Below are 12,399 nucleotides of genomic sequence, written 5' to 3'. Positions count from 1 at the left end.
ACCTATCGTCTACCTAGCAACACTGGGCTCGGGCTGGTCCCTCAGCGTTAACGGTTTGTATAGCGGCTATCATACCGATATTGAAATTTCCGGAACAGTAACGGTTGTGATCGCGATTAATTCGAACCGATCGGTGCATTCTTGGGCAAAAATGACCACTTAAGCGCTATGGCAACCCCTAGCAGGTAAAAACATACTCGTTCGTTAAAATAAGCCCGATTGCAACCGTTGTTGCGATCGGGCTTTCACCGTGCCAAGCTTCGATCGAGAACGAGATCGATGCTACATCCGACTCGGAGTCGGCAATCCAAGTACGGTCAGCGCGTCGCCGAGCGTCTCTTGGAATTTCAAGGTGAGCCACAACCTGAGCTGCATGGAACGCTCATCTGCCTTAAGAATCGGGCAGGCGGCATAAAAGTTGCTGAACAAAGTCGCCAGCTCATGCGCGTAATTGCATATGAGGTTCGGTGACAACTCCCGACCCGCAGTGTGCAGCGTATCCTGCCAAGCCGCAATATGTCTGAGCAGCGCGTATTCGGCTTTCTCAAGCTGTTCTATCGCAATCGGCACACTTGGCCTCACACCCAATTCCGACTCTGCTTTGCTAAGAATGTTGACGGCACGCGCATAGGCATACATCAAATAAACACCTGTATTGCCCGTTACCTCCGTAGCCTGCTCAATGTCGAATACCACCTCAGTCGCTAAATTATAACGAAGCAGATAATAACGGATCGCAGCTGCCGCAATCATTCTGCTCGACAGGCCGCGTTTATCCGACCGTTTGGTATCGATGATCGTCTCCATCCGATCCAGCAAATCAGCGATTTTGATCCCGATGCCTTGTCTGCCTGACATCGCATAGGACGGCTTGCCATCTGACGTATCGATTCCGAGCTCTCTCGCCGCCCGCGGGCTTAACGAAACGACGCCGTAGCTGACATGGCGAAGCTTCTCGGCCTGCTTGGTATATCCCAGTAGTTCCAGCGCCTGCTTCACCATCGCCTGCGGATATTCCTGCCGATGATCAATGACGTTGATGACGATATCCGCCTTGCCGAACGAGGCGCTCACTCCGCTCCCGCTCGTTGACCATATCCCTTCTCTGAACCGTTTATAGCTGAAGTCCTTCTCCAGCAATCCGAATTTCCATAGATGATAGGCGATGTCTTTGGCCGTATACGTCAGAATCCCGTTGGAGCGAACGAGTACCTTATCCGCTTGATGCTCAGAATCTGACGGTTCCTGCTCCTCGTTGCATGAAGCTTGTTTTAACACCCAGCAGCCTTCCAGCTTTCCAGTCGTCTCTAACTCGAATTGCGTCGTTTCCTTCAATAACTCGAATGCGGATGACCAGAAGCCTTCCCTAACGATGCTGCTCTCCCACACGAGAAGATCGTAATCGATGCCGAAAGCCTGCATTTCATCCAGATGCTCTCGTACGATCCGCTCCGCCACGAGCAAGCCGACCCACGATAAGTTCTCGTCCCCTTCTTCCAATGAATGCAGCGTATTCGTTCTATGCTCCAGCAATAGCGGGTTACGCTGGTATTCCCGATTCACGCTTGAATAGATGTCCCAACAATAATCGCCAAACCGAACATGCTCCTTCTTGTGCGGAATGTGCAGCATACCTACAACCGTATCCGCCAGCTGATTGCCCAGATCATCGATGTAATTATGCACCTCGACCTCATAACCGGTTCTTCTCATCAACCGCACGAGGGCGTCACCAATGCAAGCATTTCGAAGATGTCCCACATGAGCGGATTTGTTCGGGTTGATTGACGTATGTTCGATGACGACCTTCTCGCCATGGCCGACAGGCAGCACGAATTCCCTCTGCGCCCACTGCTGCCAATCGATGTACAGGTTGATGAATCCTGGCGGAGCAACCTCGATTATGCCGATTAGCTGCTCGACGCTTCCATCCTGCTCCAGCTTCGCTTTCAACATGGAAGCGATTTGAATCGGAGCTTTTCTAAGTGCTTTAGCTAGCTGCATTGCAACATTCGTCGCGTAATCGCCATGGTCAAGGTGCGCCGGCTGTTCGATCTGAACACGTACGTTCAAGTCGCCTGCTTCAACCCCTAGCTCAACCAACAGCGCCTGCACGGACTTCTCGATACTGCTTACGATGAATGGACGAATCATTTGAAATCCCCCTTTGTCTGCAATAAAAAAAGCCCCCGCCTCTATAAAAGAGACGAAAGCTTCTGCATTCGCGGTACCACTCTTGTTGCTAGACGTAATACGCCTAACCACTCTAAGATAACGGTCTTCGCCGTGACCTCCTACTGCATCCTTCAGAAGTCATCTCATGGGTCCGTTTCGCCGTTCATGCAGTACCGGTTCTCACCACTCCCGGCTCTCTTGGACTTGCATGTACAGTTACTCTCCCAATCCTCGAATTTCATGTATTGGATAACAGTATATCGAAACATTCAGAAAAGTCAATTAACAATATCTATCGTTTGCCATCATGCTTAATAAGCGGAATATGCGGAATATGCGGAATTTGGAGTTCAAACTCCCACAACATGAATAGACCGTCTTCCACCTGAAGACGGCCTATCATCAACCCTACGGCTTATCATACGTCGCGATTAATCTACTCCATCGCCTTCGCGATATCGTAATCGCTCAGCTCGATCTCAAGCGCCTCGCCAAGGACCAGCTTCGCGAGCTGGCTTCCCATATAAGGTCCCACCGTTAAGCCGGATGCGCCGAGGCCGTTGGCCGCATAAGCGCCATCCCAGCCTGGGACTGCGCCGATTACCGGCAGGAAGCCAGGCGTGAATGGGCGGAAGCCTACTCGCGTCTCGATGATCGTACTATCCGCAAGGGAAGGCGCGAGCGTCAGCCCCTTATTGAGCACCTCTTGCATACCGCCTGCCGTCACTCTCGCATCGTAGCCTTCCACATCATTCTCATGCGTAGCCCCGATCACGATTCGCCGTTGTTGGAAGCCAAGCAAATATTGATCCGTTGGCGGCATGATGACCGGCCAGGCGTCCGTGTCATGTTGCTCTTGTGTCTGCAGATGAATAATCTGCGCCTTCTGATAACTGACATTGAACTCGATTGCGAGCGGCTTGAGCAGCTGCCTCGCCCAAGCGCCCGCACATACGACCGTCGCGTCCGCCGAGTAAGTGCGACCGCCCATCGTCACTCCTGTTACACGCTTCGCATCGGCATCGAATAGAAGCTCTGCATCCCCATACAACAGCTCTGCCCCATGACGCGCCGCAGCGCGAATCATCGCATCGCGGAGCGCACGCCCGTCCACGCGCGCTGCGCCGCTGATGCGCACGGCATGATAGCCCTCCGCCAGCAGCGGGAACTGCTCGCGAATCTCTTGCTCATCGTGCCGCGTAATTTCACCAATCTCAGGCGCATCCTCTCTGCGTAGTCGCGCCCGCTCCTCCATTCGGTCGACCTTCGCTGCCTCTTCATGAATGCTGAGCGCACCTACTTGCGCGTAGCCGGAATCCGTCTCCCCATCGCTGTGCAGTTGTTCAATAAGGGAAGGATAATACCGTGCTCCCGCCTTCGCCAGCCTGTACCACACTTGATTGCGCCGCTGGGACAGCCATGGACAAATAATGCCTGCCGCCGCAGCGGTCGCCTGCCCTGGATCCTGCCGATCAATAAGCAGAACCTTCGCGCCTGATCGCGCCAACTGATAGGCTGTTGACGCACCTAATATACCCGCTCCAATAACGATAACCGTCTTCATTGCTGTAATCCTTTCTATATAGCCATCAAACCATAACCGAATCGCAGCAGTTCAGCTGCTATGCATTCTATCCTATCACAATACTATTGTTTCAGAATTTCTGAAATAGCATTCTCGATATAGGCGAGACATACTGAATGTTATTACCTCTCTTTTTCATCTGGGCAAAAGAAGGGTAATAAAGGTTACTCTCCGAAGTAATAAGGGGAAGTTTCCTGCACAGGAGGTGGCTGATGAAAACGAACATATCAGAATAACCAACCTGCTTCGTGGACAACTGCTCGGCCCTCTGTACATACCAGGAGGACAATTTGTACCGCATCGTATCCCGCTTTTCATCGGCACAATCCAAACCGTTATAGCCCTTCCAACATCGAACATTCATTAACGTCTTTCATTGATTAAACCTGCATGAAGATTGGATGAAACTTTCCATTCCGGCGTTGATTTCAGTCAGAAATAGCTTTATAACAGGGAATAAGAGCACTTATATTTGCTACTTCACTAAATCAAATAGGAGATGATTCGATGGACGCTACAGCTTCTACTAACGCAGGAAAATGCCCGGTTATGCATGGCAGTGCTACGAGTTATAAATCTAGCGGTACTTCAAATAGAGACTGGTGGCCTAACCAGTTAAACCTGAGCATTCTTCATCAACATGATCGTAAATCGAATCCTATGGGTGAAGACTTTGATTATGCGGAAGAATTCCAAAAGCTAGACTACAACGCTCTTAAACAAGATCTTCGCGATCTGATGACTGATAGCCAAGATTGGTGGCCGGCTGATTACGGACACTATGGCCCATTCTTCATTCGTATGGCTTGGCACTCGGCCGGTACGTATCGTACAGGCGACGGCCGCGGCGGCGCCGGCAATGGCACGCAGCGTTTTGCACCGCTGAATAGCTGGCCGGACAACGGCAACCTGGATAAAGCGCGCCGGCTGCTGTGGCCAATTAAACAAAAGTACGGCAACAAAATCTCGTGGGCCGACCTCATGATTCTGACAGGCAACGTCGCGATCGAATCCATGGGCGGCAAAACTTTCGGCTTCGGCGGCGGACGTGCTGACGTCTGGCATCCGGAAGAAGATATTTACTGGGGCAATGAGAAGGAATGGCTCGGCGACAACCGCTACTCGGGAGATCGCGAGCTTGAGAATCCGCTGGCAGCGGTTCAGATGGGTCTGATCTACGTGAATCCAGAAGGTCCTAACGGCAATCCGGATCCACTGGCAAGCGGCCGCGACATTCGCGAAACGTTCGCACGCATGGGTATGAACGACGAAGAAACCGTCGCACTTGTTGCTGGCGGCCATACATTCGGTAAAGCGCACGGTGCAGGCGATGCCGCTAAGGTCGGTCCAGACCCAGAAGCTGCTCCAATCGAAGCGCAAGGCCTGGGCTGGCTGAGTTCGCAAGGTTCCGGCAAAGGCCGCGATACGATCACGAGCGGCGTGGAAGGCGCTTGGACTGCTAATCCAACGCAATGGGACAACGGCTTCTTCGATACGCTGTTCGGCTATGAGTGGGAGCTGACGAAGAGCCCGGCAGGCGCACATATTTGGCATGCTATTGATCAATCGGAAGACCATATGGCGCCAGATGCGGAAGATGCTTCGGTTCGCGTTCCGACGATGATGACGACAGCCGATATGGCACTTCGCGTTGACCCTGTGTACGAGAAAATCTCGCGCCGCTTCCACGAGAACCCGGAAGAATTCGCAGATGCGTTCGCTCGCGCTTGGTTCAAGCTGACGCACCGCGATATGGGTCCACGCGCACGTTATCTCGGACCAGAAGTTCCGGCAGAAGAGCTGATCTGGCAGGACGTAGTGCCTGCGGTTGACTATACGCTAAGCGATGAAGAAATCGCAGATATCAAAGCAAAAATTCTCGACTCCGGACTTACGATCAGCGAATTGGTCACGACGGCTTGGGCATCGGCAAGCACGTTCCGCGGCTCCGATATGCGCGGCGGCGCTAACGGCGCTCGCATCGCATTGTCGCCGCAGCGCGATTGGGAAGTCAACCAACCGCAGCAGTTGACGAAGGTGCTGACGATTCTGGAAGGCATTCAAGAAGAGCTGACGACGAAAGTAAGCCTCGCAGACCTGATCGTACTCGGCGGCAGCGCTGCGGTTGAGAAGGCAGCACAGAATGCAGGCTTTGACGTTACGGTTCCATTCACGGCTGGACGCGGCGATGCAACGCAAGAGCAAACGGACGAAGAAAGCTTCGCCGTGCTCGAGCCGGTTGCAGACGGTTTCCGCAACTACCTGAAGAAGCAATACAGCGTAAGCCCGGAAGAGCTTCTCGTTGACAAAGCACAGCTGCTTGGCCTGACCGCACCAGAACTCACGGTTCTCGTTGGTGGTCTGCGCGTACTCGGCGCGAACCATGGCGGCTCGCAGCATGGCGTATTCACGGATCGCGTAGGTACGCTGACGAATGACTTCTTCGTGAACCTGCTCGACATGAGCGTAGCATGGTGTCCAATGGGTGCGAATGAATATGCCGCACACCACCGTACAACGGGTAAAGTAATGCGTACCGGCACGCGCGTTGATCTTGTGTTCGGTTCGAACTCCATCCTTCGTGCGATCGCCGAGGTCTATGCACAGAATGACAACCAAGAGAAATTCGTACGCGACTTCATCGCAGCTTGGGTCAAAGTGATGAACGCAGACCGTTACGATCTGAAACGCACTCATTAATAATTTTCTTATAACCCCGTCGATCCGACGAAGCTTTCAAGTAAACCATCAATCTCTGTCCACCAGGGCATGGATTGATGGTTTTTTTCGTTTCCGGCCATGAATGAAGACAAGCTTTTGCAGCACAATATGAACTGGAATAACTTGCAGCTTAAGGGTTGTGGTGGAGACACACCCAATGAATGTGACGGGAAGGGGCTGCCAGAATGAAATGGTTTAGAGGAACGCATCGCCTTCCCGATCAAGACATACAGCGGGAGGACAATAAACAAATCGATGATGCGATTGTCCTGCCTAGCTTGCAGCTTACACTGGATAATTTCAAGGATTGCCTTGATCTGACGCATCACACGTTCCCTGAGATCAATGTTAACCTTGTATATTTCGGGCACTTAGTCGGATCAGAGGAGCTTTCTCGAGATGTTACAATTCCTCTGTCTAACATTCGCGAGAATGAAGTACAGGCGCTGCTAGGTAGAAATCAATTTAAGCGGACAAACGATTCCAAATCTCTGATCAAAGGCATATTAAATGGCGAAGCGGCTATTTTTCATAACGATAATACCTATCTGATTGATGTCTACAAACCCGAAGGCCGCTCGATTCAACAATCCGAAACCGAAACGGTAATCACGGGGCCGCACGATTCCTTCATCGAGATGGCCACAGCTAATCTATCGCTCATTAGACGCAGGGTCAAAAGCTCCCATCTCAAGGTGATAAAGCTCGAAGTCGGAGAAGTAACCAAGAGTACGGTGTATCTGCTGTACATTGACGGTATTGCCAACATGGACTACCTTCAGGAATTGGTCGACCGGATTAACTTAATTGAAATCGATGCTGTGCATGACGGTAACATGCTGATTCAATACATCGACGATTGTCCGAATTCCGTCTTCCCGTTATTCTCGACAACGGAAAGAACCGATACGGCAGTCTCGAAATTAGTGGCTGGCAGAATCGTAGGCATTCTGGATGGCAGCCCTTCCGTATTCTCAGCTCCATCATCCTTCTTCGAGTTTATGGCGTCCCCTGACGACTATTATCAGCGGTGGGCGGTCGGAACGGCACTTCGAATTTTGCGATTTATCGCATTAATAATAACCTTGTCGTTCACTGCCTTATATGTAGCGGTGACGACTTACCACTACGAAATGATACCTGAAGCACTGCTGTTAACGATAACGGAATCAAGAAGCAAGGTGCCGTTCCCTCCGCTCTATGAAGCGTTGCTGATGGAGGTAACGATTGAACTCCTTCGGGAAGCAGGAGCACGGCTTCCAACGAAGATCGGCCAGACCATCGGCATCGTCGGCGGTATCGTCATTGGACAAGCTGCCGTACAAGCCGGATTCACAAGCAACATCCTCATTATTGCAGTTGCATCTTCTGCGATTGCATCGTTCGTTATCCCAAGCTATGTGATGAGCGCCTCTATCCGATTAGTCCGATTTGGGTTGATTATTATGGCGGGCATTCTTGGTGACTTTGGCATAGCACTCGGAATCGCCTATCTCGTCGTTCATTTATCAGGATTAACAAGCTTGAATTCATCCTATTTGACACCTGTCTCTCCCAACAACTTCAAGGATTGGCGTGATGTATTCATCCGCGCTCCCTTCTGGGCACTAACAAGAAGACCTACACAGTCCAAGAGTTCAAACGTTGTGAGAAACAGAATGAGGAAGTAACGCTGGAGGTAACCATGAAAGAGAAACTGCATCCGTTTCATGTCTGTTTGCTTGTATTCATGAATCAAGCTGGAGTGGTCACCTTCTTCCTCCCGAGGATGCTGGCGCAGTATATGGGGTATAACGGTTGGATTACCCTCCTGTTATTTTCTGCAATCGCATGCTGTAACATCTTTCTGATATCCGTCGTGTATCGGCTTGGCAAGGGCAGGTCCGTCTTCAAGATCATTGAACAAAGCTTGCCTAAGCTTGTGGTGTTCCCGCTGTATTCCTTGTTAATCGCAGTGTGGACATTACTGGGGTGCATGGTTGCCAAGCAGTACATTATGCTTTTTCAAGTGTTCGTCTTTCCGACGACTCCCCCCATGTACATGAAGCTTCTGTTCGATATCGTTGCTTACAGCCTTATTATTAAAGGCATTTACAATATTTCAAAAGCTGCAACCGTGTTTTTCTGGATGGTCATTTGGACACTTATCCTGCTTCTTTTCTTTATAAGGGGCTTTGAATGGGTAAATCTAACTCCGTTCTTCTTTCAAGAATCCACTGATGTAATTGCGGGAGGCCTATCGATCTTCTCCGCTTTCCTAGGGTATGAGCTTGTGTTGCTGCTCTTCCCCTATGTGGACTCGAAGAAGAAGGGCTTCATGAAGGCTGTGTATATCGGGAACTTCCTTACTACTTTCACCTATTTAGCGGTAAGTTTGACCTGCTTTGGCTTCTACAGCTTTAAACAATTAACGAAGATGAAATTTCCGCTTATCGACTTATTAGCGTACATTAGGCTTCCATTTCTCGAACGTATCGAGAATATTTTCATCGCCTTGTACCTCGTTTCAAGCTTGATTACCATCACCATATATATCTGGGCTGCTGTCGAGACTACCCAAAGCCTTATTCCACGGGCTAACAAACGTTGGATAACAGGAATCCTCGTATGCCTTGCATTCGGCGTATCATGGATCCCCGATGTGCTGAGCGAGGTCGAGCTATGGCTGAAATACCTTGGATACATGGCGACAGGGATCGCATTCGGTTTACCGCTCTTGTTAATCGTAATATTGGCAATCAATAACGGGGGAAAAAAACTTGCCTAACCTACTTCGTCTGTTCCTTACCGTTGCATTACTTGTGTTTATTGCGGGCTGCGGTGACCAACGCATATTGGAGAAGCTTGGTTTCATCCAAACAACTAGTTACGACTTAGCACCTGACAAGGATGATGAATCCGAACAAAAGTTATTGATCAGCGTTACGATACCAAGACCTGATTCTGGATCTGGCAATGGCGGTGTGAGCAGAGAGTTCTTAACCGCAATCGCGTCGACCAGCAAAGGGGGAAGAATGAATCTCTCGAGTCAGACGGAGCTGCAGCTTGTAAGCGGCCAATTGCGGAACACGCTGTTTGGAATAAGCTTAGCGAGACAAGGAATATGGAAGCATATTGACACGTTAGTTCGAGATCCTTCCATTTCTCCTAGAGTAAAGATTACGGTAGTGAACGGTAATGCTCATGATTTATTGGCCAAAAATTATCCTAGTCATCCTAGAACGGGGCAATACATCGATCGCATGCTGGAGAAGGAATCCCATTCCCAAGTCATACCAAGTACGAGTCTGTACCAATTCACGAAGGATTACTTCGATGATGGCATAGATCCTATAGCACCGATCATCAAGGAAGTGGATGGGTCGATCAAAATTGATGGAATTGCGCTTTTTCAGAAGGATCGCTATATCATGAAGATCGAGCCTAAACAGACGTTGATTTTTGCTTTCATGCGGAAAGATATTAAGCAAGGAGAAATTACCGTCGATCTTACCGATGAGAATCGGAGCAATGAACATGTTACGCTCAGCTCATTGGTCAGTCATCGTTCTGTTAAAGTAACGCCTGCCAAAGGCAATTTCCGTGTCGACATAAACGTCAAAGTTACTGGCTCGGTTCTAGAGTATATAGGCGTTCTTGATCTGGAGAAAGAACAAGACCGATCGACAATCGAGAGGTTAGTCTCTGAACATGTGCAGGCGAATGCCGAGAAATTGATTGCTGCCATGCAGAGAAATCGTGTCGACAGTCTAGGACTAGGAAAATATATACGAAGTACGCTCAACTATGCGCAGTGGCATAAGCTAAACTGGCGAGACACTTATCCCAACTTAGAGGTCAAATGCCATGTGAATTTTCGAATTAAGGATTATGGGATGTTTACCAAATAGTTCACACAACAAACACGCCGTGTCTCGGCATGTTTGTTGTGTGAAGCCGTCAACCAAGTTCTGATTCTTCGAATAACGTCCTCATTCATGCTATAGTGAGAAGAACAGTTGGAAGTGCATGGATGGGAGGAAACGCTGCTATGAAAATTAGTCTTGACCTCATTGTTCGTTCTACCGAGATCGATGTGAACGGGCATGTGAACAATGCCAAATACTTGGAGTATCTGGAATGGGGACGCGAGGAATGGTACGAGGCGAACAAGCTGCATTATGAGACTTTAATGGGGCTTGGCGTCCAGACCGTAACGGTCAACATTACTATCAATTATCGCAAGGAATGCAAGCAAGGTGACCGCCTCACCGTAACGACCGAACCGCAGTCGATCGGACGAAGCAGCTACGTGCTGCGGCAAGAGATCGTGAACGATCGCGGCGAGCTGTGTGCAGACGCACTCGTAACGAGCGTTACGATGGACATCGAGACAAGGAAGAGCCGTACGGTTCCTGATGAGCTGCGAGCGTTGTTCGAGTAAATGATTGAAGTATTGATGAAAGCACGCCAATCGATGACGTGCTTCTTTTGTTACAAATCACCAAGGCAGTGCTGCTTGTTTATGGAAGAACCCGCCCGTCGGTCCATCGCTCGGCAATGTCGCCAGCCATACGGCTGTCTCGGCGCCTTCGCTCACCTCCATCGGTGCCGACTCCCCGCCCATGTCCGTCTTCACCCAACCAGGATGGCAGGCATTCACCTTCACGTTGCTATCGCGCAAAGCGATTGACAGCTGCACGGTCCAAGCATTCATCGCCGCTTTCGAGGTTGTATATGCCGGAACGGAGCGGCTGCCGAACATATCGTTGGAGAGCAGCGTGCCCAGCGAACCAAGGATGCTTGATTGATTCACAATTCTCCCCGCGGGACTTGCCTTTAATAACGGAAGAAGCGCCTCGGATAATGCCTGAGGACCAAAAACGTTAACCTCGAACGATCCTCTCATTACATCGAGATTGTTCCCAAGATGATCCAGGTAAACGCCGGCATTATTCACGAGTATGTCCAGTCTGCCGTATTCTCGCTGAATCAACTCCGCCGCTGCGTTGATCTGCCCGCTGTCAGTCACGTCCAGCTCTAACCCTCTTGCTTCGATTTGTTCCTCACGCAATCCGGCTGCCGCTTCCTCTGCCTTCGCAGCAGATCGTGCTCCCAGCAGTACGGTGACCCCTTGTCTGCCTAATTGCCTCGCAATTTCAACGCCTATTCCTTTGTAAGCCCCTGTTATCAAAGCAACCTTTTTCTCGGACATCGTTTCATCCACCACTTTCCATTAATTTTGTACTGATGAGTACATAATGAGTAAAAAAAATGGCTCAATCCAAAAGATGAACCATTTGATCGATCGCCTGACCTATCTCGGCATGATCTGGCCGTCCCTTCATCGTCACAGCTAAGCCGACGGCTGCAATAGATAAAGCTGCAGCGATGCTTGCCGCATTCAACTTAGAGGATAGCTCGCCTTGGCGAATACCGGCTTCAATCGTTTCTTTAAGAATAGCGGTAATGTTACGCTGAAACTCGGCTGTAAAGGAAGCCAGATTCGAGTGATGCGGCGCCAGTTCCGTCATCGCATTCACGCATAAGCAGCCCCATTCAGGTCGTCTGCCACCCTCTGCGCTAGTAATGCCGATCAGATAGCGTCGAATAGCTTCTCTTGCAGAGGTTGGTTGGCCCAGCTTTCCTCTGATATAGGCAAGACTCAACTCGGCGTACTTGCGAATGGCCGCTTGGAATAGCTCCTCCTTACCGCCGAATGTGCCATACAGGCTCGGCCTCTGTATGCCCATCGCTTCTGTCAGATCGCTGATCGAGGTTGCTTCATAACCCTTGTGCCAGAACAGCTCCATCGCTTTGATTAAAGCTTGCTGCTCATCAAACTCGCGTGGTCTTGCCATTATGCCCACTCTTTCTGTACCGATTGGTATATAATTAATTTACATCGTTATCTTCCTCTTGTCAAACATTACCTGTTT

The 12,399-nt window shown here is 50.1% G+C and carries 9 protein-coding genes and 1 other annotated feature; of the genes, 5 read left to right on the top strand and 4 right to left on the bottom strand.

The window, feature by feature from the left end; all coding sequences use genetic code 11:
• Positions 1 to 282 precede the first annotated feature (282 nt).
• Both SBI19_RS18085 and SBI19_RS18080 read right to left on the bottom strand, forming a co-directional pair.
• On the bottom strand, positions 283 to 2,154 hold the full coding sequence (locus SBI19_RS18085; RefSeq protein ID WP_317970696.1) for an arginine--tRNA ligase: 1,872 nt from the start codon (positions 2,152 to 2,154) through the stop codon (positions 283 to 285).
• A gap of 45 nt (positions 2,155 to 2,199) precedes the next feature.
• Positions 2,200 to 2,416, bottom strand: a binding site (T-box leader).
• 195 nt (positions 2,417 to 2,611) lie between these two features.
• Entirely contained in the window at positions 2,612 to 3,739 is a 1,128-nt protein-coding gene (locus SBI19_RS18080) for an NAD(P)/FAD-dependent oxidoreductase (protein WP_317970694.1), read from the bottom strand.
• A 528-nt stretch (positions 3,740 to 4,267) separates the two neighbouring features.
• Here SBI19_RS18080 and katG point away from each other — a divergent pair.
• The 5 genes from katG (at position 4,268) to SBI19_RS18055 (ending at position 10,904) form a co-directional block, all read left to right on the top strand.
• A complete protein-coding gene (gene katG / locus SBI19_RS18075; protein ID WP_317970692.1) occupies positions 4,268 to 6,460 on the top strand; it encodes a catalase/peroxidase HPI in 2,193 nt (730 codons plus the stop codon).
• A gap of 206 nt (positions 6,461 to 6,666) precedes the next feature.
• A complete protein-coding gene (locus SBI19_RS18070; protein WP_317970690.1) occupies positions 6,667 to 8,151 on the top strand; it encodes a spore germination protein in 1,485 nt (494 codons plus the stop codon).
• Between the two features lie 14 nt (positions 8,152 to 8,165).
• The gene (locus SBI19_RS18065) at positions 8,166 to 9,248 is read left to right on the top strand and encodes a GerAB/ArcD/ProY family transporter (RefSeq protein ID WP_317970688.1); all 1,083 of its coding nucleotides are present in this window, start codon (positions 8,166 to 8,168) and stop codon (positions 9,246 to 9,248) included.
• Complete coding sequence (locus SBI19_RS18060) at positions 9,241 to 10,371, top strand: Ger(x)C family spore germination protein (protein ID WP_317970686.1); 1,131 nt, start codon at positions 9,241 to 9,243, stop codon at positions 10,369 to 10,371. Before SBI19_RS18065 ends, SBI19_RS18060 begins: the two co-directional genes overlap by 8 nt.
• A gap of 140 nt (positions 10,372 to 10,511) precedes the next feature.
• Entirely contained in the window at positions 10,512 to 10,904 is a 393-nt protein-coding gene (locus SBI19_RS18055) for an acyl-CoA thioesterase (protein WP_317970684.1), read from the top strand.
• Between the two features lie 57 nt (positions 10,905 to 10,961).
• On the opposite strand, the gene SBI19_RS18050 is transcribed toward SBI19_RS18055, so the two are convergent.
• Both SBI19_RS18050 and SBI19_RS18045 read right to left on the bottom strand, forming a co-directional pair.
• Positions 10,962 to 11,675, bottom strand: coding sequence for an SDR family oxidoreductase (locus tag SBI19_RS18050; RefSeq protein WP_317970682.1), 714 nt, complete (start codon positions 11,673 to 11,675; stop codon positions 10,962 to 10,964).
• A gap of 64 nt (positions 11,676 to 11,739) precedes the next feature.
• Entirely contained in the window at positions 11,740 to 12,321 is a 582-nt protein-coding gene (locus SBI19_RS18045; protein WP_317970680.1) for a TetR/AcrR family transcriptional regulator, read from the bottom strand.
• Positions 12,322 to 12,399 lie beyond the last annotated feature (78 nt).

The organism is Paenibacillus sp. CCS19 (assembly GCF_033239625.1).
GTDB lineage: Bacteria > Bacillota > Bacilli > Paenibacillales > Paenibacillaceae > Paenibacillus_T.
Note: the sequence above shows the minus strand (reverse complement) of the source record. Positions and strands in the feature narration are given on the sequence as shown.

Excerpts from the sequence above, each read along its gene's own strand:
- SBI19_RS18085 (WP_317970696.1), bottom strand. The coding sequence starts at position 2,154 with ATGATTCGTCCATTCATCGTAAGCAGTATCGAGAAGTCCGTGCAGGCG.
- SBI19_RS18080 (WP_317970694.1), bottom strand. The coding sequence starts at position 3,739 with ATGAAGACGGTTATCGTTATTGGAGCGGGTATATTAGGTGCGTCAACA.
- katG (WP_317970692.1), top strand. The coding sequence starts at position 4,268 with ATGGACGCTACAGCTTCTACTAACGCAGGAAAATGCCCGGTTATGCAT.
- SBI19_RS18070 (WP_317970690.1), top strand. The coding sequence starts at position 6,667 with ATGAAATGGTTTAGAGGAACGCATCGCCTTCCCGATCAAGACATACAG.
- SBI19_RS18065 (WP_317970688.1), top strand. The coding sequence starts at position 8,166 with ATGAAAGAGAAACTGCATCCGTTTCATGTCTGTTTGCTTGTATTCATG.
- SBI19_RS18055 (WP_317970684.1), top strand. The coding sequence starts at position 10,512 with ATGAAAATTAGTCTTGACCTCATTGTTCGTTCTACCGAGATCGATGTG.
- SBI19_RS18050 (WP_317970682.1), bottom strand. The coding sequence starts at position 11,675 with ATGTCCGAGAAAAAGGTTGCTTTGATAACAGGGGCTTACAAAGGAATA.
- SBI19_RS18045 (WP_317970680.1), bottom strand. The coding sequence starts at position 12,321 with ATGGCAAGACCACGCGAGTTTGATGAGCAGCAAGCTTTAATCAAAGCG.